Origin of the sequence: Rhodopseudomonas palustris (genome assembly GCF_003226555.1) — a bacterium.
Classification (GTDB): Bacteria; Pseudomonadota; Alphaproteobacteria; order Rhizobiales; family Xanthobacteraceae; genus Rhodopseudomonas; species Rhodopseudomonas palustris_I.
The window spans coordinates 42,094-67,424 of record NZ_QKQS01000001.1; the positions used below are offsets into that span (position 1 = coordinate 42,094).

Below are 25,331 nucleotides of genomic sequence, written 5' to 3' on the forward strand. Positions count from 1 at the left end.
GGTGGGAGCAAAAGAGCGGGACACGCTCGAACGCTAGCAGGATTTAAATGCAGATGCATTAAAATTTTGGGCAGCTGGATGTCCGCCCCGCCGGGAGCCGGCCGACACCGCTCGGTGAGCCCAGGTTCCTTGAATCGTCCGATTCCCCTGCTATACAGCCCCTTTCCGCTTACCTGCGCTCGTACGCAGGAGTGAGCCAGAGGAGCCTTCCGATGACCGATAAGACTTCGGGCGACAAGCTTTCGGGCGACAAGCCTTCCGCGTCCACCTCCGGCTTCCAGTACACGCTCTCCAACCTCAAGCCGGTAGCCCCCATGGACCAGATCATCATCACCTTCCCCGACGGCAAGACCCGCGAATATCCCCGCGGCACCACCGGGCTCGATATCGCCAAGGGCATTTCGCCCTCGCTCGCCAAGCGCACCGTCGCGATGGCGCTGAACGGCGCCCTGACCGACCTCGCCGATCCGATCGAAGACAATGCGGCGATCGATTTCGTCGCGCGTGACGATTCGCGCGCGCTGGAATTGATCCGGCACGATTGCGCCCATGTGCTCGCCGAAGCGGTGCAGAGCCTGTGGCCGGGCACCCAGGTGACGATCGGCCCGACCATCGAGAACGGCTTCTACTACGACTTCTTCCGCAACGAGCCGTTCACCCCGGAAGACTTCGCCGCGATCGAGAAGAAGATGCGCGAGATCATCGCGCGCGACAAACCGTTCACCAAGGAAGTCTGGACCCGCGACGAAGCCAAGAAGGTGTTCGCCGACAACGGCGAGGCGTTCAAGGTCGAGCTGGTCGATGCCATCCCCGAAGACCAGACCATCAAGATCTACAAGCAGGGCGAGTGGTTCGATCTGTGCCGCGGCCCGCACATGACCTCGACCGGCAAGATCGGCACCGCCTTCAAGCTGATGAAGGTGGCCGGCGCGTATTGGCGCGGCGACAGCAACAACCCGATGCTGACCCGCATCTACGGCACCGCATGGGCCAAGCAGGAAGATCTCGACGCCTATCTGCATCAGATCGAGGAAGCCGAGAAACGCGACCACCGCCGACTCGGCCGCGAGCTCGACCTGTTCCACTTCCAGGAGGAAGGTCCTGGCGTCGTGTTCTGGCACGCCAAGGGCTGGAGCCTGTTCCAGTCGCTGGTCGGCTACATGCGCCGCCGCCTCGCCGGCGACTACGACGAGGTCAACGCGCCGCAGATCCTCGACAAGGTGCTGTGGGAGACCTCGGGCCACTGGGAATGGTACCGCGAGAACATGTTCGCGGCGCAATCGGCCGGCGAGGACGCCGAGGACAAGCGCTGGTTCGCGCTGAAGCCGATGAACTGCCCGGGCCATGTTCAGATCTTCAAACATGGTTTGAAGAGCTACCGCGACCTGCCGCTGCGGATGGCCGAGTTCGGCGTGGTGCATCGCTACGAGCCGTCGGGCGCGATGCACGGCCTGATGCGGGTGCGCGGCTTCACCCAGGACGACGCGCATGTGTTCTGCACCGAGGCGCAGCTCGCCGAGGAATGCATCAAGATCAACGATCTGATCCTGTCGACCTACTCGGACTTCGGCTTCGAGGGCGAACTGACGGTGAAGCTGTCGACCCGGCCGGAGAAACGTGTCGGCACCGACGAGATGTGGGATCACGCCGAGCGCGTGATGGCCACGGTGCTGTCCGAGATCAAGGCCAAGGGCGGCAACCGCATCAAGACCGAGATCAACCCGGGCGAAGGCGCGTTCTACGGGCCGAAGTTCGAATATGTGCTGCGCGACGCGATCGGCCGCGATTGGCAGTGCGGCACCACGCAGGTCGACTTCAACCTGCCGGAGCGGTTCGGCGCGTTCTACATTGACGCCGACGGCGCCAAGAAGGCGCCGGTGATGGTGCATCGCGCGATCTGCGGTTCGATGGAGCGTTTCACCGGCATCCTGATCGAGCACTTCGCCGGCAACTTCCCGCTGTGGCTGGCGCCGGTGCAGGTGGTCGTCACCACAATCACGTCGGAAGGCGACGACTACGCCAAGAAGGTGCTGGCGGCGCTGCGCAAGGCCGGCCTGCGCGCCGACATCGACCTGCGCAACGAGAAGATCAACTTCAAGGTGCGCGAGCATTCGCTCGCCAAGGTCCCCGCCCTGTTGGTGGTCGGCAAGAAGGAAGCCGAGAGCCACTCGGTCTCCGTCCGCCGCCTCGGCAGCGAAGGCCAGAAGGTGATGCCGACCGACGAAGCCATCGCCGCGCTGGTCGACGAGGCGACGCCGCCGGACGTGAAGCGGATGCGGGAAGCGGCCTGAACGAGACCAAACCCGAGGCGGCGTCAGGCCGCCTCGCCTGCGCTCTTGATCAGGGACTCGGCTGGGATGCCGAGCCCCTGATGCAATTTCCGGATCATCGGCAACGTCAGATCGCGCTTGCGATTGAGCACCTCGTGCACCCGATTGCGACTGCCGATGAACGGGATCAGGTCGCGGGGCTGCAGATCGTTCTGCTCCATGTGATAGCGGATCGCTTCGACCGGATCGGGCAGATCGAGCGGATAGTGCTTGCGCTCCCAAGCTTCCACCAGGGTCACCAGCACGTCCAGCCGATCGCCCTCCGGCGTACTCCGCCGCGCATTCATCAGTTCCTCGATCTGCTTGAGGGCACGGCGATAATCGCGCTGTGACTTGATCGGAGCGATGTCCATGGCGACCTCAAACGGTTTGTGCGTCGATCGCATCGTAATCGCGATGCGTTCTCACGTCCCGCCTAAGTTGGCACCGGTTCACGCGCTGCGGTCGAGCCCGGGGGATTGGGTGGTGCCCTTCTGCATCGCGGCGATCGCGGCGTCGAGTTCGGCGCGGCTGTACTGGCGTTCGCTGCCGGCGCGCGGCGTCCATTCGCTTTGCGACTTGGCGGTGCCCGCGATCTCGACCTTTCCGCCGAGCAGCTTGGCGTAGGTCTCCGCCCGCCACTGCGCCATCGCCGGTCCGGTCAGCGACGGCTCGACGATACCGTCCACGGTGCCCGCGGCGGAATTACTCATTTCGACGATGCCGCTATTGTACAACGTCGCCACCACCTTGTTGCCAACCTTGACGGTGGCGTAGACGTCGTCCGGCTCGTTGTCGGAACCGCCGCGCGGCGCCGTCTCCTGCTGCTGCAGCCAGACGCGGGCGATCTCGTCGACATCCGCAGACGTCACTTTGCGCACCGCTTCCGGATGCGCCTTCATCAAGTCCGCGAAGCTGTACACGTCACCTTCGAAAGCGAGCCCGTTCTTGTCGGTGGACTTATCCGAATCCGCCTTGGTCACGTGCATGTACGGCGTCAGCGCAAGGCCTTGGCGGTCGGTGATATTCATGGTGTGAGCCCCCGTCGCGAGTTGTCCCGAACACGCAGTGCAAACCTCGCGCCAAGAAGAAGTGTTGCCGATCAATGCGATCGCGCGCTGCTCCGGCGCCGAGCGCGGCGATAATTGCCGCCGGCGGCAAGGTTTTCCTATATCGAAGCTCAGATGACGCCCACAGACCATCCGATCGTCAAACAACCACCTGCCTGAAGTCGGCCGAAGCAACGGCCGGAGATCATCCGTCGCTTCGGCCATGGCGATCCGTCAGCGGCTCGCCGGGTTAGCTGTGGGCGGGCTGGACGCGGACGGCTTGGCAGCCGTCGCCTGGCCGGTAGTGGCCGGTGCGGACTTGGTATCCGGAGCCGCGGTGCTCGCCGTGGTCGGCGCCTTGTCCTGCATATCGACCACCGAGTAGCGGACGCCGTTCTCGACCTGCATCAGTGCGCCGTTGGCTTCGTAGTACTTGCCGGCGTCGAGCAGCTTGGACGCCTGGTCGACCCCCTTAAGGGTGGCGTCGATCGGCGCGGATTCGAGCGAGACCGCAACGTTGACGTCGTTCATCTTCAACGTGTCGAGCGCTTCCTTCTGCTTACCGGCCTTGAGCTGCGAATTCGCGGTCTTCAGCGCGGCCACCTTGGCGGGCACCGCGGAATAATCTTCCTGCACCGTGATGGTGCCGTTGATCGGCAGCCACTTCACCGGCTTGGTCGAGGCCGTGGTCTGGCTGGCGGACTGCTGCGACGCGCTGGCCGACGGCGCGCTGAGCTTCATCTCGGACTCGGCCTTGAGAAACACCGAGTCGTCCGTCTTGCTCTTCTCCAGCGATTCCATCGCCTTGTTGACGTCCTTGCGGGCCGCCTCCGGCTTGCCGTTGAACAGCGCCAGCCGCGCCTCGCGAATGTCCTGGAAGGCGTTGAAGCCGTCTCTCGACAGCTTCGAGAAATCCTGTGCGGTGGCCTGGCCGGGCGAGGTCTGGTGATCGGCCGCATAGACGGCGCCACACAGCGTGGTGGTGGCGAGGGCAGCGACGACGAGCGTGGTCTTGACACGAAGCATGATCGTTTCTCCTGAAAGTAGATGTCGAACGCGGTCATCGACTTTCGGTGATCGCTCGGCAGAACCCGCGATGTCGAGTTCGTCCGGACAACGGCGAGATTGCCGGTCGCGTTTCATTAAACTTAGGAAACCATTGTTTTGCAGGCATTTCTGGGCACCACCCGGGATCGGTCACGCCTCGTCGCGCTTGGTTGGAAGCTGTCTGATTTGCCGCGCGGCAGTCGATCGGGTGCGTGTTATTTGCTAGAAGGGGCACCAATCATCATGCGAAGCGATCGTCGGATCGCCGGAGAAGCGCCATGTCGGATGTCATTTCCTTTCTCGAAACCCGCCGCTCGGTGAAGCCGCGTGAGATGACCGGGCCAGGCCCCTCGCCCGACCAGCTGGAAACCATCCTGACGATCGGCGCCCGGGTGCCGGATCACGGCAAGATCACGCCGTGGCGCTTCATCGTGTTCGAAGGCGACGCCCGCGAGCGCGCCGGCGAGGTGATCGCCGAGGTGTTCGCCCGCAAGCATCCCGAGGCAGCCGCCGAGCAGATCGCCGCCGAGAAGGCTCGGCTGTGCGAAGCGCCGCTGGTGATCGCGGTGGTGTCGTCGCCCAAGCATCATCCCAAGGTGCCGGTGTGGGAGCAGGAATTGTCGGCCGGCGCGAGCTGCATGAACATCGTCTCCGCCGCGACCGCGCTCGGCTACGGCGCCAACTGGCTGACCGGCTGGATCGCGTTCGACCCCGACGTGCTGAGCGGCCTCGGCCTGCGCGGCGACGAGAAGCTCGCCGGCTTCATCCACATCGGCACGCGGCCGAAAGACATCGAAGACCGTCCGCGGCCGTCGCTGGCGGAGGTGGTGACGAGGTTCTGAGCCTTGAACGGCGCCTCTTCACCTCTGCCCGCAAGCGGGGAGAGGGAGCGCGCGGTGCGCACGCAGGGGAGCGACGGCGTCGCGTGACGGTTTGGTGAGTCCTACGCCGCCTGCGACGCCTGGCGTCCGAACCGCGTCAGGAGGCCGCGAACCTCCGAGGCCGGGCGCGCCGGGCTGAACAGGAAGCCTTGCACCTCGTGACAGCCTTCGGCGCGGAGCGCGTCGAGCTGTTCGACGGTCTCGACGCCTTCGGCGAGCGTGGTGATGTCGAGGCTGCGGCCGAGCCCGGCGATGGCGCGGACGATCGCGAGGCAGTCCGGCCGCTCGGTGAGATCCTTCACGAACGAGCGGTCGATCTTGATCTTGTCGAACGGAAAGCTGCGCAAGTAGCTGAGCGACGAGTAGCCGGTGCCGAAATCGTCCATCGAGATCCGCACGCCGAGGCTGCGGAGCTGATGCAGCGTCGCCAGATTGGCTTCGCTGTCGGCGAGGAACAGCGACTCGGTGATCTCGAGTTCGAGCCGGTGCGGCACCAGGCTCGACTGCGCCAGCGCCGAGATCACCACTTGGACCAGATTGCGGCTGCGGAACTGCACCGGCGACAGATTGACCGCGACCTTGACGTCCGACGGCCAGCTCGCCGCTTCCAGACACGCCTGCCGCAACACCCATTCGCCGAGACCGACGATCAGGCCGATGTCTTCGGCCACCGGGACGAAGTCGGACGGCGAAATCATGCCGCGCTCGGGATGGCGCCAGCGCAGCAGCGTTTCGAATCCGCCGATCCGGTCTTCGGCCAGATCGATCAGCGGTTGGTAGTGCAGTTCGAACTCGCCGCGCGCGAACGCCTGCCGCAGATCGAGCTCCATGTCGCGGCGGATCTGCGCCTGACGATCCATTTCCTTCTCGAAGAAATGGTGGCAGCCGCCGCCCGCAGACTTGGCCCGGTACAGCGCCATATCGGCGTTGCGCGACAGCGCCTCGCACTCGTCGCCGTCGGACGGCGCGAGCGCGATACCGATCGAGGCGCCGATCACCACTTCGAGCCCGTCCATGTCGTAGGGCGCGCTCAGGATTTCGATCAGCCGCGCAGCGAAGGTGCTGGCTTCGTTCGGCGTGGCGAGCGAAGTCAGCACGATCGCGAATTCGTCGCCGCCGAGCCGCGCCACCAGGTCGCCGTCGCCGATCTGCTGCCGCAGCCGCTCGGCGACGCATTGCAGCAGCCGATCGCCCATCGGATGGCCGAACGAGTCGTTGACGTTCTTGAACAGATCGAGATCGACGCACATCACCGCGACCATCGCGCCGCTGCCGCGCGCCTGCGCCAGCGCCTGCTCCAGCCGCTGCTGATACAGCGCACGGTTCGGCAGATTGGTGAGCCCATCGTGATGCGCCATGTGGGCGATCTTGGCTTCGGCCTTGCGGCGCTCGGTGACGTCGACCACCGCGACCAGAAAGCCGTCACGGCCGTCGAACATCACGCGGCGACCGAAGGTCAGCACATGGATCTCCGAGCCATCGGCTTTGATGTGGCGCCAATTGCCTTCGGACTGATAGCTGTCGCGCATCTCCAGCAGCGTCTGGCCGTGCGCGATCCACTCCTCGCGCGGCCAGATCTCGCGCAGCGACATCCGCAGGAACCGTTCGCGCGGATAGCCGTAATGCGCCACGGCCGCGTCGTTGACGCTGAGGAATTCGAAGGTCTGGGCGTCGAACACCCACATCGGCATCGGGTTGCCGTCGAACAGCAGCCGGAACGACTCCTCGCGCTTCTTCAGCGAGGTGACGTCGGAGATCGTCACCGACACCACGTCCCCGAATGCGGTCGCGCTGAGGCTGAGATTGCGATCTCCACTGTCGACCGCAAAGGTGACGCTGGCGTCGGAATCGACCAGATCGATCAATCGCCCCGCGACGTCAGGGGCGCACAAGAGGTGATGTCCGACCGCCAGCCGGCTCCAGCGCAGCTCGGCGACCGGCCGGCGTAGCAACTGCGAAGCGCCCTGGTTGACGTGCACGATCTGAAAATCGAACGGCTTGCGGTCGGGACCGCGGATCGCGGTCAGCGCGACGATGCCGTCGTCGGTCGAGGAGAAGATCGCATCCAGCAGGTTGTAGCGCTGCGCCTCCTCGTTGACATAGACGCCGACCAGCGTACCGCCCCAGCGCGACGCGGTCGGCAGCGCCAGCATGGTGTAGCGCTGGACGATACCGTCGCGGACGCAATGCGCGGTGCCGAGATGCGGTCGTTTGTTCTGCAGCGCGCCCGATGCCGCCTGCGCCAGCGCCGTGCCGCAATCCGGCGACAATGCGTCGAGCGGAATGTCCCAGCGCTCGTCGCCGAGCCAACGCTGGGCGTAGCGGCCGGTGCGCGACACTTCGGGGGTCTCGCCGTCGATCTCCAGCAGCACCAGATGATCCGCGAGCCGGCCGAGGCTGCCCAGCATCACCTCTTCGTAGCTCGGCAGCGATTGTCCCGGCTGAATCGCCGCGTGCCACTTGCGCTGCAGCACGGTCAAATCGGCAGCAAGCTGACTGATCGAATTTTCGGAAAGTTGAGGAACGGCAGCCGACACGAGTAGCGCCCCGCGGATGAGAACTGCGGTGCAGTCGAGCTATTCCCGATTAAGACGATGTAAACGCAGCGCCTGACGACGGCCAAACCACTGATTATGAAGATTTTAAGTCGCGTAATGGTTATTTCGCATTCACCATTGTGACACTGCATGGTGACACTGCGCGCGGCCGCTGCGAAGCGTCGCGTCGATCGCGTGAGGCGCAGTCCCGGAGCCAGACTTCAGCGCGCCAGCACCTCGACTTCACCGTCGACGCCATTGACGACGTTGAAGCCACGCTCGAACACCTTGCCCTCGTTCTTGGCGATGGCGCGGTACTCTCCTTCCGACAGCACGACCCGCGGGAAGGCACCGATCGATTCCTTGATCACGTCGCCGCCCGGCGTCAGCACCGACCACGAGGTATTGGCGAGCGCTTCGCCGCCCTTCTCGCTGACCAGCTTCAAGGTGATCACCGCCGCGCGGTGCGTGATGGTGACGTCGGTGAGCTTGCCGGCCTGGACGCGAATGTCGGAGCGCACCACCGAATTGGCATCGCCATAGTTGGAGACGATGTAGTAGGTGCCTTCCGGCACCAGAGCGACGTCGCCGGCGGCAACGTTGGGGAGCAGCGGGGCGCGCTGGGCGTTGTCGAACTGGCTGCCCTTGTAGATCGCGAACGAGATCTGGTTCGACGGAATCCGCGAACTGCCGACCTTGCCTTCGATGCGCAGGCCGCCGGCTGGAAGCACGAAATTCTCGCGCTCGGTATCGGCTTTTACCGTCACCGGTCGCACCGCGCTGACCAGACCGAGCGCCACATGCACGACGTAGTTGCCCGGTGGCAGCAGGATGTTCGGGTTGGCGCCGTGGTCCTCGCGCACCAGCTTGATCGAGCCGCTGTCGTCGGGACGATCGGAATAGACCCGCCACACCAGGCCGCTGTTGATCACCGGCTGGTCCTTGCCGTAGCGCGCGGTCAGCGCCAGCACGCCCTGCGGGGCGGCGGCGACAGGCGGCAGCGGCGACATCGCAGGCGGCGTGACCGCGGCGACCGGCGGCTGAGTGAGTGGTGCGGGCAGATTCGGGGCCGCAGCGGGACCGCTTTGCGGCGCCAGGCTGATCGCTCCACCGGCAGGCGGCTCGGGAACCGAGGCCGGCGGCACCGGCGGCGGCCGCTCACCAAACAATTGCGCAGTCGCAGGCTGGGTGAGCGCCAACACGCACGCCCCGACCATCCCCCAATGGGCTATTCCGCGCAGCCGGCTCCCGATGATGTTACCCCTGAATTTCATCGCGATGGTTTTCACCGAAAACGCGGCAAATTCAAGCCGGTCCGGTGCCGGGCTGAGCCGGCCCAGAACCGAACGGTATGGACGTGTGGTTCGTGATTGCGTCACGATTCTCCCCTAGTCCCGGCCGCCCAAGGCATTATTCATGCTTTCAGAACGCCGTGGCACGATGGAGCGACGCGAGTCGCAAGCCGGGTCGGCCCCGACCGTAGTGGAAGACGAGTTCAGGAGACAGCCGTGCTGGAAAATCTGATCGGACGCGGGCAAGCGAGCCCGCCGGCACTGGGCAAGGTCGGCCTCGACAGCATCCGCAGGCCGGTGATCGGGCTGGCGCTGGGCGGTGGTGCGGCGCGCGGCTTCGCTCACATCGGCATCCTTCGTACCCTGCTGGCCAATGGGATTACGCCCGACGTGGTGGTCGGCACCTCGATCGGCGCGGTGGTCGGCGGCGCGTATGTCGCAGGCCATCTCGACACGCTGGAGGAATGGGCGCGGCGACTGCAGCCGCGCAACATCTTCGGTTATCTCGACATCCGGCTCAATGGCTCCGGGCTGATCGGCGGCAGCAAGCTGGCGGCGCAGCTCGACGCCACGCTCGGCCAGATCCTGATACAGGATCTGACGCAGAAATTCGCCAGCGTCGCCACCGAAGTGGCGACCGGCCACGAGATCTGGCTGACGCAAGGTCGCATCGTCGATGCGGTGCGTGCATCTTACGCCCTGCCCGGCATCTTCTCGCCGGTGCTGATCGGCGATCGCTGGCTGGTCGACGGCGCGCTGGTCAATCCGGTGCCGGTCTCCGCGGCCCGTGCGCTCGGCGCCGAAATTGTGATCGCCGCCAACGTCTCCAGCGACGTGTTCGGCCACGGCACCACGATCTTCTCGCACGGCAATGTCGCAGCAGCCGAGCCAGAACCGGAGCCGGAGGAGCCGCCCGCGCCGAAGCGCGGATTCACGCGGTTCTTTTCGCCGGAGCGGTTCGTCAAGCAGGAGCTGTTCGGCAGCCCGGAACGGCCGGGCATCTCCAAGGTGATGACCGACGCCTTCAACATTATGCAGGACCGCATCACCCGGGCGCGGCTGGCCGGCGATCCGCCGGACCTGTTGATCTCGCCGCGGGTCGGCCGGATCGGCTGGTTCGACTTCCACCGCGCCGACGAGATCATCGCCCACGGCGCCCGCGCCGCCGAGCGCGCCATCGACTCGATTCGCGAGACGATCGAAGAAGCCGTCCCGCAGCCGAAGGCGACGGTCCCAGTGGAGACCTGAGGGGACCACCAGATCAGGGATCGTTGCTGAGGCGGCGTCTGACAACGCACAGCGCGATCGTCGCCAACGGCAATGCCAGCGCGACCCAGCACAGCAGCCACCACAGGCCGCCCTCGCCGACCAGCGCGGACAGCAATCCGAACACGGTCGAAGCCGCGAGCGCGAGTGGCCACAGCCACTGTCGTCGCGACGCGCTCATGAGGCCGTGCTTCCAGCAGGCTCGGCATCGCCGCGGCGCGGGCGCTTCGCTCCCCACAGATACAGACCGCTGATCAGGACCACGATGGTCGCGACGTCGAACAGGGCCCAGATGATCTTCAAGGGCAGCCCGCCATAGTCGCCGAAATGCAGCGGCTGCGACATGAACAGCGCAGTCGCGTACCACGGCATGTCGCGCACCGACACCACGTGCCCAGTTGAGGCGTCGGCGAGCGCCGGCTTGAGAATGCGGCTGGTGATCGGCGTGTCGCCGGTGAGAAAGATCGCGACGTGCGACGGCGTCGCGAACGGCGTGCCGGGAAACGCCACCGTCATCACGTTCATGCCGGGCACCGCAGCACGGACCTCGCGCAGCACGGCGTCGATCGAAGCGTGCCGGCTCTCGCCGGACGCCGGCTTCGCCTGCGCCGCCATCTCGACGAGCTGATTGGCCTGCCAGGCCAGTTCGATGGGCGCCGCCAGCGTGTTGATCACGCCGGTGAAGCCGACGACGCCGAACCAGGCCAGCGTCGCGATGCCGAGCAGATTGTGCAGATCGAGCCAAGTGCGTCGGCGGCTGCCGTCCGTCCGGACCACACCGAAGTCGAGGCGCCGCGTGAACGGACCATAGAGAACCACACCGGACACGATGGCGACGACCAGCAGCAGCCCCATGAAGCCGAGAAACAGCGTGCCCGGCAGGCCGGCAAACAGGTCCAGATGCAGCCGCGTCATCACATACAGGAAGCCCTGGTTCGGCTGCGGCACTTCGATCTGTTGTCCGGTGCGGGTGTCGAACACCTGATAGTGGAACGACGCCGGATCGGCGATCATCGAGGCTGCGGTCGGCACCTTCAGGATCGGATGCTCGCGATCGTAGAACAGATACGGCACCACCTCGCCCGGCCGCGCCGCGAGCGCGCGCGCAACCATCGAATCCACCGATGCCGCGCCTGGCGACGCCGTCGTCACCGCGAGCTTCAGATCGGGACCGAGTTCGTCCTTGAAGATCAGCGGCAGGCCGGTCAGGCAAAGCAGCAGCGCGAACAGCGTGCAGATCAGGCCGCTCCAGCGATGGATCCAGACCCAGATCCGCAAGGCACGCCGCGTCATCGGCGGCGGGCCTCGCTATGGTCGATCGTCACCACCGATACCTGACCCCCGCCAGCACCGTGCGGCGGTTGCCGAACTGACAGTAGAACCCCGACGAGCAGCTCGAATAGTATTCCTTGTCGAACAGATTGTTGACGTTGAGCGTCAGCATCGTTCCCTTCAGACTCGGCGCTACGTTCGCAAGATCGTATTTCAACGCCGCATCGACCACCGTGTAGGCCGGCGTGCGCAGCGTGTTGGCGTCGTCACCGTAGCTGGCGCCGACGTGGCGGATGCCGCCACCGAACGTCAATCCGGTGACCGGGCCGGACCGGAACGTGTAATTCGCCCATAGCGAGCCGAAGAAGTCCGGAACGGCCTGCGGCCGGTTGCCGACGATCAGCGCGTTCGACGACTGCGCCACCCTTGTGTCGAGGAACGTCAACGCGCCGATCAGTTCGAGGCTGTCGGTGACGTTGCCGCGCGCTTCGAATTCGACGCCCTTGGAACGGACCTCGCCTTGCTGCACGTTGAAGCCCGGAATGGATGACGGGCTGAGCACATTCTGCTGGCGGATGTCGAACACCGAGGCGGTGAACAGCATCGGCAGGAAGGTCGGCTGATATTTGATGCCGGCTTCGTATTGCTCGGCCGTGGTCGGGATGAAGGGCTGCCCGTCGGCGCCGACGCCGGTGACCGGCTCGAACGAGGTCGAATAGCTGACGTAAGGTGCAACGCCGCTGTCGAACAGATACAGCAGGCCGGCTCGATAGGTCGTCTTGTCGTCCGACTGATTGGAGCGCGATCCGGCAAGCCGGCTCTCGGTGCTCTGCTCGGCCCAATCGTGGCGGATGCCGAGCGTGGCCCGCCATCCCCCGAGGCTGATCTGATCCTGTGCATACAGCCCGGTCTGCGTCAGCTTCTGGCCGCTGTCGATCAGCGAAGCGAGCGCGCCGACCGGCTGATTGTACTGCGGGTTGACGACGTCGAGCGAGGTCGCGCCGCCGAGCTGGTAGGTCCAATTGCTGAGCGTGTTTTGATAGTCGACGCCGGTGATGATCTTGTGTTGCAGGGCACCGGTGGCGAGATCGAACTGCACACGATTGTCGGTCGACAGGCCGCCGACATCCTCGATCGAGCGCAGCGCCCAGCGCGGGATCGTGCCGGTGGCGGTGAGCGGCCCGCTCATCTGCAGCGACTTGAAATCGATGTCGACGTGCGAATAGCGCAGGCTCGACTTGACGCTGACGACCTCGTTGAGCCGCTTGTCGAACTGATAGCCGATGCCGTACTGCTCGCGCTCGAACGAGTCGAAGCCGGGATCGCCGACATTGAGTTTGGAATTCAGATAAGGTCGGTATTGCAGCGGCGCCAGCGAGGTCGGATACAGCGAGTTGAAGTAGCCGCCCTTGGGGTCCTTCTGGTAATAGCTCTGAATGGTGAAGCGCGTGTCCATGTCCGGCGCCCAGGTCAGCGCCGGCGCGACGGCGAAACGCTGCTCGTCGACATTGTCATAGCGCGTGCCGGAGGTCCGGCCGATCGCGCTCAGGCTGTACAGCCAATGGCCATCCTTATCGAGCGCACCCTGGCTGGTGACGCCGGACTGGAAGCGGCCGTAGCTGCCGCCCTCGACGCGGATTTCGTTGTACGGGACTGCGCTCGGCATCCGGCTGATCTGGTTGACGAGACCGCCCGGGCTGGTCTGCCCGTACAGCACAGCCGACGGCCCCTTCAGCACTTCGACACGGTCGAGCAGAAACGGATCGATCGCGGTGTTGGCGAAGGCCTGACCTCGCGGCAACTTCAGCCCGTCGAGGAAGCTGACATAGTTGGTCGCGGTGCCGAACGCGCCGAAGCCGCGGATGAACACGCTGTCGTAGCGCGCATTGGTATCGGCATCCGACAGCACGCCCGCACTGTAGCGCAGCGCATTGGCCACGGTCTGAACGTTCTGATCGTCCATCTGGCGCCGCGTGACGGTCGAGATCGACTGCGGGGTTTCCAGCACCGAGGTCTCGGTTTTGGTCGCGGTCGCCGACGTGCGGGCAACGTAGCGATCCGAGGAGTTACTGGCGTTGACCGGCCGCGCCGCAGGCGTCGCCTGTTCGCGCGTCGGGGTCCGCGTCGTCACCGCGCGCCGAGCCGCGGGAGCTGGCGCCGCGCGGCGCGCCGCACGACGTTCGGCAGGCTGCACGGTGACCGGAGGCAGCGCCACGGACGCCTCGCTCGCGCTCTGCGCCAGCGCTTCGGGGCCGCCACTCAACGACAGCGCAATCGCGACACCGACGATAATCTTGTTCTCGCTTCCCATCCGCTCTCCCCCAGATACCCAGCCCTCAGAGACCGGCGGGAAATAAACGGGACGGGACCGTCCTGTCCAGATCGATTGCCAAGCGATTGCAAATCTGGGATTGGAATTGCTCGAAAGACTCGCCTCGCCGTAGCGACGATCAGGGACCGCAATGCCGACTTCGACGACCACTTCCAAAGGCGGACGCCCGCGCAAAAGCGATGTCGAAGCCAAGTCGCTTCACATCATCGAGACGGCGTCGCGATTGTTCGCACAGCAGGGCTTCGCCGCGACCTCGGTCGAACAGGTCGTGGCCGCCTGCGGCGTCGGCAAGGACACCGTGTATCGACGCTTCCCGTCGAAGCTGGCGTTGTTCGAAGGCGTGGTCGAGCATGCCCGTGTGCGAACGCTGGCGCATTTCCAGACCACGATGGCGACACAGACCGGCGATGCGCTGACGCAGCTCCGTGCTGCGGCGCGCTGGCTGCTCGCCGTCAACCTCGATCCGACGCTGATCGCGTTCAAACGCATCGCGTTCAGCGAGGCCCTCGTGGTCGGACAGGCCGTCGCGAACCGGACCGACGATCCGATCATGGATCGCCTGCTCTCGCTGATCGGCGAGGCGCAGAAAGCCGGCGCTCTCGCGCGCGGCGACGTGCGCTTTCTCGCCGCGCAGCTGATCAACTGCATCGCGGTCGGGCCGATGCTCGACGCCATGCTGGGCGGCTCGACCTACGCGTCGTCCCGCGCCCAGAATGCCTATTTCGACAAAGCCTGGACGCTGTTTCTCGACGGCGCCCGCGCCTGAGTTTCGGGCCGGCCGCAGCCCTCAGGCCGATTTGATGTAGTCGTGCAGCGCCTGCTGCTCGTGCTCGTATTCGGTCAGACGCGATTTGACGATATCACCGATCGAGATCAGTCCGACGACGCGATCTTGCTCCATTACCGGCAGATGCCGGAACTTGCCTGCCGTCATCCGCTCCATGATCTGGCCGACGGTATCATCTTGGCGACAGGTCATCACGTCGCGCGTCATCACTGCACCGACCGGCGCGTCCAGCATCGCGGCACCGCGGTCGGCAAGTACACGAACCACGTCGCGCTCCGACAGAATGCCCTCGAGCCGCGCGCCGTTCATCACCAGCACCGCACCAATGCGGCGCTCCGCCAACGTCTTCACCGCGACCGCGAGCCGCGCGTCGGCCTCGACGGTGTGGATGTAACGGCCCTTGGATTCCAAAATCGCACGCACGGTCATGGTCGCCTCCCATAGGCCGCCTGTCGAACCGGGCGGCTCTTGTTGTGACACTTGCAGCGGATCAGTTACGGCGGTGGACGGAATGAGCGCTCGACCCGATTGGCGTCACCCAACGCGGCGCCAATCCTCATTCCGAGCCCGGCGCAAATTGGCGCCGGGTGTAATGACACCGCAAGATTACGGCGTTTCAGCGATCCGTCAAAACTCTCGCAACTGCGAATAACAACTGCAGTGCATCATGGGGTGGCAGCATCGGGCACGCGCGGCACCGGGTCGAACAGCGAGAACAGCAACAGCCCGGCGAAGAAGCCGCCGATATGCGCCTGCCAGGCGACGCTGGCGCCTTCATTGCCAATCGCGATCGAACCGACGCCGAAGATGATGTTGATACCAAACCAGATGCCGAGGAAGGCGAGCACCCGCGGATCGCGTAGCGCGCGGGTCAGCGGCTGCGCCGGCACCCGCGCGGCGGCATCGGCATCACCCCGTCGCAGCGACAGGAAGCTGCCGCGAACGAAAGCGAAGCGGATCGCCGCCGCCATCGCGCCGGACACCGAAGCCGAGGCCCCGATCATCGGCGCCATTTCATGGGCGTGCGTCAGCAGATGCGCAAATGCGCCGGCCACCGCGGTCACCGCCATGAACGCGAAGAACCTCACGGCACCGAATCGTCGCGCCAGCGCGCTCCCGAACGGGAGCAGCCACAGCACGTTGAACAGGATGTGGCTGAGATTGGCGTGCAGCAGCGAATAGGTGACGAACGTCCAGATCTTGGCCCCGGTCCCCCCGGGAAACGGCGAGTCCAGCAGCGTCTGGTCGTAGCGCATCGGGATGAACCCGAAGACCTCGATCGTCCAATATTCGAATTCCGGCGACATCAGCGTGCGCAGGTGGATCACCGCCAGCAGCGCGATATAGGCGGTGACCGCTCCTGGCAGGGTCAATATCGGCTCGCGCTGCGGCTGCGGCGGGTCCGGCGGCAATGACGACGATACGAGTGGGGAATCCAACGGCCTGCAACCTGCTGCAAAAGGCTCGGGCGAGCGATCCGCACCCTTAGAGCATTTTCTGGCAAAGTGGAATTCGAACGGCTGCGACCGTACCCGTCCGGGAGCCGCCAGACGGAAAAGGGAGAGGCTCTGAGAAAGCCTCTCCCTCGGTCCGTGCCGGCTACGTTCGCATCGGAAGAGCCCGCGTCTCCGATCCGTCGGCCGGCCTGTTTTTCAGCCACCCTGTAATCTCACCAGCGCGGGCGGTCTGGAGTCGCCAACACTGGAATGCCGCCAGCCTAGCGGCCGTTCCCGCGCGCGCAACGCCATAGTTAATTTAACCTTAACGACGCAAAGCCGGGTATGGCGTGCCCATTCGAACTGCGCGGCATGGACGCTGCAACGAGCCTCCTGCACAACACTCCAGGAGCGTCGCGCCGGACGAACTCGGGACAGTCCTGTCCCAATGCCGTCCGCACGCGACGACCGCGAACCAAGGTCGTCCATGAAGCATCCGTCGAGCCAGGCATTCTTCGCCTATTGGGACAAGCAACGCGACGGAGCCGCCGCTCCGGATCGCAGCGCGATTGCACCGGACGCCCTGCGCGCCCTGCTCGGGGACATGTTCGTGGTGTCCTGCGACGCGCCCGGCTATCCGTTCCGCTTCGCCGGCACCCGGCTGAACGCCCTGCTCGGCCAGGACCTCAAAGGCGAAAAGCTGACGACGCAATTCATCCTGGAACAACGGCTCGCGGTCCAGCAGGTGCTGGAGATCGTCGCCGGCGACACCATCGCGGTAGTGGCCGGCGTCAGCGCCACCACGCCGAATGCCACGCCGGTGGCGCTGGAACTGCTGCTGCTGCCATTTGCGCCGCGAGCCCACACCCCGTTGAGCATGACCGGACTGCTGGCGCCGCTCGGCGGCCGGGTGCTCGGGCCTCTCACCAGCCTGCGGCTGAACTCGTGGCGAACCGCCGGCGAGCAGCCGCGCCGTTTCGCGCCGCGCGAATTGCGCAAGCTGCAGGTGGCGCGCGGCCTGACCGTCTACGAAGGCAGGCGCTGAGGCTCGGCGCACTCTGCCGCCAGGCGCGGCATCATCACGCTGGATCGACGTTCGACCGCCGACGCAGCGACCCCGCCGCGATCGACCCTGTAGCACTCGCAGGAGCGCTGGATCAGTCCGTTGACGTCGGTGATCGCCAGCCGGCCGCGGCTGTAGCGGATCAACCCCTGTTCCTGCAGGGCATGCGCGATCAGCGAGATCGTGTTGCGCTTCACGCCGAGCATCTGCGCCATCAAATCTTGGCCGAGCTGCATGCAATCGCTGCCGGCAAGATCACGCGATTGCAGCAGACGACGGCACAGCCGCGCCTCGGCGGAATGCGCCGCATTGCACGCCGCGATCTGTTCGGCCCTGGCCGAACGTACCCATTGATAGCGGAGCAGCAGACCGCGGAGCATCGGGCTGGCTTCGACGACACGACGGAAATGCGCCACATCGATCACCGATGCGGTGGTGGGGTATCGCACCATCGCGGTCGCCACCGCGACCGTCTCGTGCACCGCCTCGGCGCCGATGACGCCGTCCCGACCGATCGCCGCGACCTCGATGTCGAGGCCCTTGCTCAGGCGGATCATACTGGACACGATGCCGCCGTGAGGAAACACGACCTGTTCCAGCGGCGCGCCTGCCTCCACCAGAATCTGACCGAACTTGAGATCGACCGTGCGCAATTGCGGCCGCAGCAGCTCCAGGTCCGCGACCTGCAACGCCGCAAGCAATTCGTTGGCTGGTTGACTAATCGCCATGATCCCCGCCCCGGGACTACGCACGACATCGCGCGACGCCCTACGCCCCGTTTCCTCGACTCCGCCGCTGCAATTGCGGCCCTAACACATCCTTAATCGGTTGGGTCACGAGCAAAGTCCACTTCGTACAACTACGCGTAAAGCTTCGTGGACTCACGCAGTGGAGCGCGCGTCGCACCGCCGCCACCCGGGCGGCGATCGAGACGTCGCTTGTGCAACCGGCACGGCAGAGTGCTAACGAGCCGTTAACCGTGACGGTCGTAGGCTGCAGATGACGGCAGCGCGACCGGCTATCGGAATTTCAGTTTTGTTGTTGCAACGACCAACGGTTCAGCCGGGCTCCCTCGAGCGGCGGCGCTTCCAGCGGGTGAAACTTCACCTGCTCGGCCGCTACATGCTGCCCGACCGTCGCGAGTTCCCGTGCCAGGTCATCAACATGTCGCCCGGTGGGTTGGCGCTGCTGGCGCCGGGAATCGGCAATGTCGGTGACCGGGTGATCGCCTACCTCGACCACATCGGTCGCGTCGAGGGCAAGATCGCACGGATCATCGACAACGGCTTCGCGATGACGTTGGCGGCGACCCCGCGCAAGCGCGACAAGCTCGCCGCGCAACTGACTTGGCTCGCCAACCGCGACATTCTCAATCTGCCGGAAGACCGCCGTCACGACCGCATCGTGCCGCGCAACCCGATCGCCGTGCTCACGCTCGACGACGGCAGCCAGATGAGCTGCCGCATCATCGACATGTCGCGCTCCGGCGCCGCGATCGCCGCGGAGCAACGCCCGGCGATGAACTCACAAGTCCTGCTCGGCCGTGTCGCTGCGCACGTCGTCCGTCATCTCGACGACGGCTTCGCGTTGGAGTTCACCCACGAGCAGCTCGAGGAAACCCTCGAAGACAACGTTACCGCGCGGTGAACGAAATCACCCGCGGCGGACGCCCTTTCGACGCTGCAGCAGCGCGATAACGCTTCCCCAACGCCACCATCAGACCGCCGAACGCCGCGCGCCACACGGTTAACGCGGGCACTTGCGCGCGCCTGCAAACCATGTCCCGCGGCAATTTCCGCGTTAATTCCTCAAATTTGAATCAATTGCCGATAGTTCGAATTTTAGTCGAATTCGATTCAAGTATAGATCGAATTCGCGGATAGTTTTACGAGTATTCGCCTCGACTTTACTTAGTCGACTTAGCGGCCCTGCAAATCGTCTGTGCAAATGATGGTCCCAACAAGAAAACGGGGGCCACAATGTCGGGCAACAGGGGATTTCGGGGGCTTGCGGTGATCGCCGCCGTGGTCGCGCTGACCGCGACGGCGCAAGCTGAAAACAGAGTTCGTTACGCCAGTGTCGGCGACGAGGCGCGCGCGCCGATCGGTTGGATCGATTTCTGCGCAGACAATCCGGTGGAATGCCGGAGCGGCCGCAGTCAGGCGCGCGACATCGTTCTTACGCAGACCGCCTGGCAGGATCTGCTGAAGGTCAATCGCTGGGTCAACGACAACGTCAAACCGCTGACCGACATGGACCATTGGGGCGTGATCGAGAAGTGGTCGTTGCCGACCGACGGTTACGGCGATTGCGAGGACTACGTACTACTGAAACGCAAGATGCTGGTCGACGCCGGCTGGCCGCGCGAAGCGCTGCTGATCACCGTGGTCCGCGACAAGAAGAACGAAGGCCATGCGGTGCTGACAGTGAAGACCGACAAGGGCGAATTCATCCTCGACAACCAGAACGAGGATGTCGTCGCTTGGACAGACACCGGCTACCGCTTCGTCAAGCGGCAGTCTCAGAGCGATCCGAACACCTGGGTCGCGCTCGGCGACGGCCGTCCGGCGATTGCCACCGCCAGCGCCAGACAGCGCTGACCACGATCGAAACACTAGGAGAAACGCGACCCGGTCGAATCCCCACCCCTCCCCGTCCCAGACCGGATCGTGCGTGGCCAGCCTCCCCCAAGGCTGGCCACAACTTTTTGGTGGCATCGAGGACAGTGGCGGCGAAGGTTCGCTCAGGGCTCGTCGACGACGCGCTGCATCGCCAGCTTGGTGCGGTGCTTCAGCATTTCGAGCTTGGCTTTGACGTCGTGGAGCGCCTCGGCGTCGAAGTCGCGGAAGATGTATTCGTGCAGCGCTTCCCAGCGCGGTGACAGTCGCTCGATCTTGGTCCGCGCTTCGTCCGATAACGACATCAGCACGACGCGCGCATCCTCGGTCGAAGGCACGCGATTGAGCAATCCCATTCGCTCGAGAATCTTGGTCTGGGTGGTCACGAAGGTCGAGACCGCGTGGATCTTCTGCGACACTTCGCCGACCGACACGCCATTGCCCTGATCGAGATCCGCGATCGCCATCAAGATCAGCCATTGCGAGCCGCTGATCCCGAACAGCTTGGCCCACGCCCGGCGCATGTCTTCGAGATTGTTGCTGATCGAGACGAAATCCCAGATCACCTGATAGGAGAGGCCGAAGTCACGGTGAGAGCAGGCCTCCGGAGAATCGAGCGGCACTCCACTCTGCACCGGTTGGGGCGACCGCTTCACTCCCGACGGCCGTGCGACGGCCTCGCTGTGACGCTGCTCCCTATTCCGATGCGGCATTCCGCGCCTCTCCGAATCATTCCCGAAACGTCTTTTGTTGTTTGTCGACTCGGACGACCCCGAAATCGCGGCGCAGCCAGGATGAGGCTATGTACGCAATCCTGAGCTGGGACCAAAGGAGCCATTTTCCGTTCCTGTTGTACCGTTGTGCGTCGCAATCGCCTCGTTAAGGTTTCTGTGTCGGGCAAAAACCTGATTGGTTTCAAGCCTATCGCAGTTTCCCATGAGGAGCCGGACTGGTGACGCACAAATCCGACACGCGGAATTTGGTCATGACAGAATCATGACGCTCTGTTGCTGCAATACCACAGCTTCGCCTGATGACGCGACGCACCAACGTTCGATCCTTCCGTTAGCTATTTTTGTTATGTATCCAGTTCCCTGACGGAGGGGGGCAACCTCGAAGTCGTCCCGGCTCAAGCTGTCCGGCGCCAAGGCAACGGACAGTCGGGTTCACGGGCGGGCCATTTCCGGCGCTCAGCACCGGTCGGCAAGCCTTTCTAGGCAAACTTGGAGGTCTACAATGAATTTTGCGAAGAGCCTTATGCTCGGTGGTGCGGCGCTTCTCGTCGCCACCGCTGGCGCGCAGGCGGCCGATCTTCCGCTCAAGGCCAAGGCGGTCGAGTATGTGAAGGTCTGCTCCCTGTACGGCGCCGGCTTCTACTACGTCCCGGGCACCGACACCTGCATCAAGCTCGGCGGCTACATCCGCGCCGAGTACGCGTTCAACGCCGCGGGCATGACGGAAACCCCGTCGTGGAACGGCGCCGCCGGTCAGGGCAACCGGCTGTCGAACAACACCATCTACCGTTCGCGCGCCGACCTGAACATCGACACCCGCACCGCGACCGAATACGGCGTGGTTCGCACCTACTTCGAATCCGTGTTCACCTGGACCAGCGGTGCGCCGGTTGCCGGTGGTGACACCCCCGGCGTGTACTTCGCGTTCGTGCAGTTCGCCGGCTTCACCTTCGGTAAGGCGGTTTCGCAGTTCTCGACCCCGTGGAACGGCGGTCCGGGCAACATCACTTCGAACCTGCTCGGCGGCGACGACACCTCGACCGGCATCAACCAGGTCAGCTACACTGCCGAATTCGGCAACGGCGTGTCGGCCTCGATCAGCCTCGAAGACCAGAGCAGCTATCGCTGGGCGCAGGGCGTTTCCAACGTCATCAACGCCACCGGCGGTACCGCTGCCTCCTGGCTGCAGGGCGCCGGCAACGGCACCAGCTACACCGCTGGCACCAACGTTCCGGACATCGTCGGCAAGATCCGCGTCGATCAGGCCTGGGGTCTGTTCCAGGTGTCGGCCGCGGCCCACCAGGTCCGCGCCAGCTACTACAATCCGGCGCTGGAGACCTCCGGTCATCCGAGCGACAAGTGGGGCTTCGCGGTGCTCGCCGCCCTGTCGCTCAAGAACCTGCCGACCGGCCGGGGTGACTCGATCAACCTCGACGCCACCTATGCGGACGGTGCGACCCGTTACGTGATCGGCGGCACCAGCCCGAACGCGTTTGCGATGTACAGCGACAGCGGCTTCGGCGCGTATCAGAGCGTCGGCTTCGCTTCGGCTCCGGACGCCGTCTTCGCCGGCGCCAACAACGTCACCGGCACCGGCCTCTCCACCGTCAAATCGTGGGGTATCCGCGGCGCGTTCAACCACAACTGGAACCCGAACTGGGCGACTTCGATCTTCGGTGCCTACTCGTCGGTCGACTTCGGTGGCACCGGCGGCGCCCTGTACAACGCGGCTCTGGCTGCGGTTGTCCCGGGCTTCGGCACCACCTACACCGGTAACCCGAACTTCAACATCGCTCAGATCGGTGTCCGCACCGCCTGGACCCCGGTCAAGAACCTGACGTTCTCGGGCGAAGTGATGTGGATGCGGCTCGACCAGAACTACTCGGGTGTGACCGCCGCCGCGATCTCGCCGACCGCGACCAAGCCGACCGCTCGGTACGAGTTCAAGGATCAGGACACCGTGGTGGGCGCCGTCCGCGTCCAGCGCACTTTCTAAGTCCACACGAAAGGAACTTGTAAACCTCCAAGGAACCTCCGGCGATGCCCCGCCGGAGGTTTTCCTTTTTGAGCACCACTGTGCGCGTCCGAGTTTTTCTTTCCGCGCTTTGGCGGCCGCGGACGCGCTCCAGATCAGCGACCCCTCACTCGCAGCTCCGCCGCTGCGGTCTCGGAACGTTTTCAAGCGTCGGAACTTGACGTCGCGGAGACCACGCGATGCGCAAGCTGATCGGCTTCGACGAAGACACTCTCGACAAGCTGACACAGCTCGGCCGTGATCGGATGGCGACGCTCCAGGAGCTCGCCGACGAAGCTTTCGCCGACCTGCTGAAGAAGCACGGCGTGCCGATCGACCTGAAGGAGGCGCTGCGCAAGAGCGCGGGGCCCTCTCCGCATCGCAAGCATTGAGGAGCAGCCGATGTCAGCCGACCCCGATCCGTTCACGCTGGGCGAACGCGCCGCGCGCCAGAACATTCCCGCCGAAGCCAATCCGTATCACGACGGCAGCGAAGAATACGCGCTGTGGGCGGCCGGCCACGAGCGGATCGCAACCGCGATCGAGGCGAGCGAATCGGAAGGAACGTGAACGCTGCGCCGGCGCGCTCTTACCCGATCTTTTTCAGGCCCTTGGCGTAGCGCTGGCCATTGGCGACGTAGAACCCTGCTCCGGCCAGCATCGCCTGCACCTGTTCCGGCGTCAGCGTCCTCGTGACTTTGGCGGGTGCGCCCAGGATCAGCGAATTCTCCGGGAAAGATTTTCCTTCGGTGACCACGGCACCGGCGCCGACGACGCAGCCGCGGGCCAGTTTGGCGCCGTTCATCACGATCGCGCCCATCCCGATCAGCACACTGTCTTCGATCGTGCAGCCGTGCAGGATGACGTTATGGCCGATGGTGCAGCCCTTGCCGACCTTGAGCGGGAAACCCGGGTCGGTGTGGCAGGTGGTGCCGTCCTGGATGTTCGAGCCCTCGCCGATCTCGATCCACTCGTTGTCGCCGCGCATCACGGCGCCGAACCAGACCGACACCGAAGCGCCGAGCCGAACCTTGCCGATCACCGACGCACTATCGGCGACGAAGTAATTCCCATCCGCCGGAAGCTCGGGCTGCTGCCCGTCGAGTTCGTAGATCGCCATCGCAGTCTCCTGTCTTCGCCTTCGTCATGACAACGCGAAGCCGGCGACGCAATGGTTTTCAGGCGAACACCCCGATCGCCTGCAGCGACATCAGCACCACGGTTCCGGACATCAGGCTCCAGAAGCCCGCGATGAGCGTCGCCATCATCACGAATTGCGCGCGGCGGAGATCGGATGTACGCGGACCTGTCAGGGTGTTACGCATGATGATGAAGGGCGCCGCGAACATCAGAAACGGCAGCGCCGCGAAGCTCTGCGGCACCACGCCCTGCTGCAGCAGGCCGAACCCGGCCGGTCGTTGCGCCAACGCCTGATAGGCGCTGGTCAATGCACCGGCGACAGCGAAACCGATCAGAAGCGAGAACAAGTTGTTGAGGGCGTCGGGCGACATCGGCGGCTTCCGGCTCGATGAGTGAGACCCACGGTGTCGCAAAAACCCGCACCGACCGCCACGACAGCCTTAAAAAAGGGTTAACGCGGGGCGGAAGAATTGCTGCCGTGCGTCGCACAATCCCGTTCGGCACCGATTCGCTGCGTGGCATAGTCGAATCTGATTCGTTGTGTCGGACATCTGCGTTGTCATGACTTTGGTATCGTCGCTTTCGGGTCGCCAGCGCCACCGTCGCGTTCCGCGGACCAGCTCACGCCTCCCCCTCATGATCGGCGGTGCCATCGGCGCAGCTTCGATCGCGGCGGTCGCCTATCTGCTGTGGCCGACCTGGCAGGTGCAGAGCGTCGGCGACCCCGACCGCACCCCGGTCACGATCGGCGATACCCTGTTCAACGTGCCGACCAAGGCATTTCGGGTGAAGTATCAACGCCGGTCCGGACCGCAGGAGCGAGTCGATCTCGTCTTCCTGTATCCGTCACTGACGCCGCCGGAGCGCGTGGTGCACAAGACCGCGGACGAGATCGCCGAGTTCCAGCCGATGGACCGGATCTTCGTCACGATCGCTGCCCATGAGGACACGCTGGCCCCCACGACGCGACTGCGCACGATCTATCCACGCTATTTGGCTCAGGAGGCGTCGCAGACGCTGGACGGGCTGACGATGCGGCCGTTCGTCGATGGCTCGCCCTATGCAAGCGAAGATCTGTTCACGGCCGAACAGCCGGAGTTGTCGGCACGCTGCACCCGCGACCGCCAGACACCGGGAATGTGCCTCAGCGAAATGCGGATCGAAGGTGCCGACATCACCTTCCGGTTTCCGCGCCAGTGGCTGAACCAATGGCGCGAGGTCGCAAGCGCGATCGCGCGGCTCGCCGCGCAGATGCATGTACGCGGCTGAGGGCGGCGATTGTACTTAGTCGACGTCCGCGAGATCGTCTTCGAGGATCGCCATCTGGAACTGGAACGAACGATCGTCGTCCTCGTCATCGACGAACAACACCCCGATGAACTCCTCGCCGATATACACTTCGGCGGAGTCTTCCTTCTTCGGCCGCGGCACCACGCGGATTTTCGGATTGCCGAATACCCGCTTGAGATAGGTATCGAGTTTTCTGACTTCCTGAACGTCCACGGTGATCTCCAATTCAACTGAGCGGCGGTGCGGCGCAGTGGGCACCGCCGA

General features: G+C 64.6%; 26 protein-coding genes. 11 read left to right on the plus strand and 15 right to left on the minus strand.

From position 1 onward, the window contains the following. Positions 1 to 212 precede the first annotated feature (212 nt). Complete coding sequence (thrS, locus tag DNX69_RS00270; RefSeq protein WP_110783878.1) at positions 213 to 2,291, plus strand: threonine--tRNA ligase; 2,079 nt, start codon at positions 213 to 215, stop codon at positions 2,289 to 2,291. Positions 2,292 to 2,314: 23 nt separating this feature from the next. On the opposite strand, the gene DNX69_RS00275 is transcribed toward thrS, so the two are convergent. From DNX69_RS00275 to DNX69_RS00285, 3 genes are all read right to left on the minus strand, one after another. Beyond that, positions 2,315 to 2,683 (minus strand): helix-turn-helix domain-containing protein, encoded by a 369-nt coding sequence (locus tag DNX69_RS00275; protein WP_110783880.1) that lies wholly within the window; start codon positions 2,681 to 2,683, stop codon positions 2,315 to 2,317. A 78-nt stretch (positions 2,684 to 2,761) separates the two neighbouring features. Further along, positions 2,762 to 3,340, minus strand: a complete 579-nt coding sequence (locus tag DNX69_RS00280) for a hypothetical protein (RefSeq protein WP_110783882.1) — start codon at positions 3,338 to 3,340, stop codon at positions 2,762 to 2,764. Positions 3,341 to 3,592: 252 nt separating this feature from the next. Continuing rightward, positions 3,593 to 4,384 carry a YfdX family protein gene (locus DNX69_RS00285; RefSeq protein WP_165825142.1) on the minus strand — a complete coding sequence of 264 codons (792 nt, stop codon included), beginning with the start codon at positions 4,382 to 4,384 and terminating at the stop codon, positions 3,593 to 3,595. A 299-nt stretch (positions 4,385 to 4,683) separates the two neighbouring features. On the opposite strand from DNX69_RS00285, the gene DNX69_RS00290 reads away from it, so the two are divergent. Further along, positions 4,684 to 5,247, plus strand: a complete 564-nt coding sequence (locus DNX69_RS00290; RefSeq protein ID WP_110783885.1) for a nitroreductase family protein — start codon at positions 4,684 to 4,686, stop codon at positions 5,245 to 5,247. A gap of 101 nt (positions 5,248 to 5,348) precedes the next feature. On the opposite strand, the gene DNX69_RS00295 is transcribed toward DNX69_RS00290, so the two are convergent. Next, positions 5,349 to 7,823, minus strand: coding sequence for a putative bifunctional diguanylate cyclase/phosphodiesterase (locus DNX69_RS00295; protein ID WP_110783886.1), 2,475 nt, complete (start codon positions 7,821 to 7,823; stop codon positions 5,349 to 5,351). A 221-nt stretch (positions 7,824 to 8,044) separates the two neighbouring features. Next, positions 8,045 to 9,040: a hypothetical protein gene (locus DNX69_RS00300; protein ID WP_234826808.1), complete on the minus strand. Its 996-nt coding sequence runs from the start codon at positions 9,038 to 9,040 to the stop codon at positions 8,045 to 8,047. A gap of 291 nt (positions 9,041 to 9,331) precedes the next feature. Between DNX69_RS00300 and DNX69_RS00305 the strand changes: the two genes are divergently transcribed. Then, complete coding sequence (locus DNX69_RS00305; RefSeq protein ID WP_110783889.1) at positions 9,332 to 10,363, plus strand: patatin-like phospholipase family protein; 1,032 nt, start codon at positions 9,332 to 9,334, stop codon at positions 10,361 to 10,363. 13 nt (positions 10,364 to 10,376) lie between these two features. Here the strand turns inward: DNX69_RS00305 and DNX69_RS00310 are convergent, their stop codons facing one another. The 3 genes from DNX69_RS00310 to DNX69_RS00320 are packed head-to-tail and all read right to left on the minus strand — an operon-like array spanning position 10,377 to position 13,964. Continuing rightward, entirely contained in the window at positions 10,377 to 10,562 is a 186-nt protein-coding gene (locus DNX69_RS00310; protein ID WP_110783891.1) for a hypothetical protein, read from the minus strand. After that, the gene (locus DNX69_RS00315) at positions 10,559 to 11,674 is read right to left on the minus strand and encodes a PepSY-associated TM helix domain-containing protein (RefSeq protein WP_110783893.1); all 1,116 of its coding nucleotides are present in this window, start codon (positions 11,672 to 11,674) and stop codon (positions 10,559 to 10,561) included. Before DNX69_RS00315 ends, DNX69_RS00310 begins: the two co-directional genes overlap by 4 nt. A gap of 28 nt (positions 11,675 to 11,702) precedes the next feature. Continuing rightward, positions 11,703 to 13,964 carry a TonB-dependent siderophore receptor gene (locus DNX69_RS00320; protein ID WP_110783894.1) on the minus strand — a complete coding sequence of 754 codons (2,262 nt, stop codon included), beginning with the start codon at positions 13,962 to 13,964 and terminating at the stop codon, positions 11,703 to 11,705. 151 nt (positions 13,965 to 14,115) lie between these two features. On the opposite strand from DNX69_RS00320, the gene DNX69_RS00325 reads away from it, so the two are divergent. Then, on the plus strand, positions 14,116 to 14,751 hold the full coding sequence (locus DNX69_RS00325) for a TetR/AcrR family transcriptional regulator (RefSeq protein ID WP_110783896.1): 636 nt from the start codon (positions 14,116 to 14,118) through the stop codon (positions 14,749 to 14,751). Positions 14,752 to 14,772: 21 nt separating this feature from the next. On the opposite strand, the gene DNX69_RS00330 is transcribed toward DNX69_RS00325, so the two are convergent. Beyond that, positions 14,773 to 15,201, minus strand: coding sequence for a CBS domain-containing protein (locus tag DNX69_RS00330; protein ID WP_110783897.1), 429 nt, complete (start codon positions 15,199 to 15,201; stop codon positions 14,773 to 14,775). A gap of 236 nt (positions 15,202 to 15,437) precedes the next feature. After that, a complete protein-coding gene (locus DNX69_RS00335; protein ID WP_110783899.1) occupies positions 15,438 to 16,211 on the minus strand; it encodes a rhomboid family intramembrane serine protease in 774 nt (257 codons plus the stop codon). Positions 16,212 to 16,695: 484 nt separating this feature from the next. Here DNX69_RS00335 and DNX69_RS00340 point away from each other — a divergent pair, with 484 nt between their 5' ends. Further along, entirely contained in the window at positions 16,696 to 17,253 is a 558-nt protein-coding gene (locus tag DNX69_RS00340; RefSeq protein WP_110783900.1) for a PAS domain-containing protein, read from the plus strand. Here DNX69_RS00340 and DNX69_RS00345 read toward each other — a convergent pair. After that, positions 17,235 to 17,999, minus strand: coding sequence for a Crp/Fnr family transcriptional regulator (locus DNX69_RS00345; protein ID WP_110783902.1), 765 nt, complete (start codon positions 17,997 to 17,999; stop codon positions 17,235 to 17,237). The two genes, DNX69_RS00340 and DNX69_RS00345, sit on opposite strands and share 19 nt — an antisense overlap. A gap of 307 nt (positions 18,000 to 18,306) precedes the next feature. On the opposite strand from DNX69_RS00345, the gene DNX69_RS00350 reads away from it, so the two are divergent. Then, entirely contained in the window at positions 18,307 to 18,918 is a 612-nt protein-coding gene (locus DNX69_RS00350) for a PilZ domain-containing protein (protein WP_110783904.1), read from the plus strand. A 332-nt stretch (positions 18,919 to 19,250) separates the two neighbouring features. Next, positions 19,251 to 19,871 (plus strand): transglutaminase-like cysteine peptidase, encoded by a 621-nt coding sequence (locus DNX69_RS00355; RefSeq protein ID WP_110783905.1) that lies wholly within the window; start codon positions 19,251 to 19,253, stop codon positions 19,869 to 19,871. A gap of 143 nt (positions 19,872 to 20,014) precedes the next feature. On the opposite strand, the gene DNX69_RS00360 is transcribed toward DNX69_RS00355, so the two are convergent. Next, entirely contained in the window at positions 20,015 to 20,602 is a 588-nt protein-coding gene (locus tag DNX69_RS00360) for a MarR family winged helix-turn-helix transcriptional regulator (protein WP_110783907.1), read from the minus strand. 523 nt (positions 20,603 to 21,125) lie between these two features. Here DNX69_RS00360 and DNX69_RS00365 point away from each other — a divergent pair. The 3 genes from DNX69_RS00365 (at position 21,126) to DNX69_RS26185 (ending at position 23,207) form a co-directional block, all read left to right on the plus strand. After that, on the plus strand, positions 21,126 to 22,619 hold the full coding sequence (locus DNX69_RS00365; RefSeq protein ID WP_110783909.1) for a porin: 1,494 nt from the start codon (positions 21,126 to 21,128) through the stop codon (positions 22,617 to 22,619). A gap of 218 nt (positions 22,620 to 22,837) precedes the next feature. Next, a complete protein-coding gene (locus tag DNX69_RS00370; RefSeq protein WP_110783910.1) occupies positions 22,838 to 23,029 on the plus strand; it encodes a hypothetical protein in 192 nt (63 codons plus the stop codon). A 10-nt stretch (positions 23,030 to 23,039) separates the two neighbouring features. Then, positions 23,040 to 23,207: a hypothetical protein gene (locus DNX69_RS26185; protein ID WP_165825144.1), complete on the plus strand. Its 168-nt coding sequence runs from the start codon at positions 23,040 to 23,042 to the stop codon at positions 23,205 to 23,207. Between the two features lie 19 nt (positions 23,208 to 23,226). Here the strand turns inward: DNX69_RS26185 and DNX69_RS00375 are convergent, their stop codons facing one another. Further along, positions 23,227 to 23,757, minus strand: coding sequence for a gamma carbonic anhydrase family protein (locus DNX69_RS00375; protein WP_110783912.1), 531 nt, complete (start codon positions 23,755 to 23,757; stop codon positions 23,227 to 23,229). Between the two features lie 58 nt (positions 23,758 to 23,815). Further along, positions 23,816 to 24,148, minus strand: coding sequence for a DUF6949 family protein (locus tag DNX69_RS00380; protein ID WP_110783913.1), 333 nt, complete (start codon positions 24,146 to 24,148; stop codon positions 23,816 to 23,818). Positions 24,149 to 24,338: 190 nt separating this feature from the next. Between DNX69_RS00380 and DNX69_RS00385 the strand changes: the two genes are divergently transcribed. Beyond that, positions 24,339 to 25,046, plus strand: a complete 708-nt coding sequence (locus DNX69_RS00385) for a hypothetical protein (RefSeq protein ID WP_110783915.1) — start codon at positions 24,339 to 24,341, stop codon at positions 25,044 to 25,046. A 15-nt stretch (positions 25,047 to 25,061) separates the two neighbouring features. Here the strand turns inward: DNX69_RS00385 and DNX69_RS00390 are convergent, their stop codons facing one another. Beyond that, entirely contained in the window at positions 25,062 to 25,280 is a 219-nt protein-coding gene (locus DNX69_RS00390) for a DUF3126 family protein (protein ID WP_110784131.1), read from the minus strand. Positions 25,281 to 25,331 lie beyond the last annotated feature (51 nt).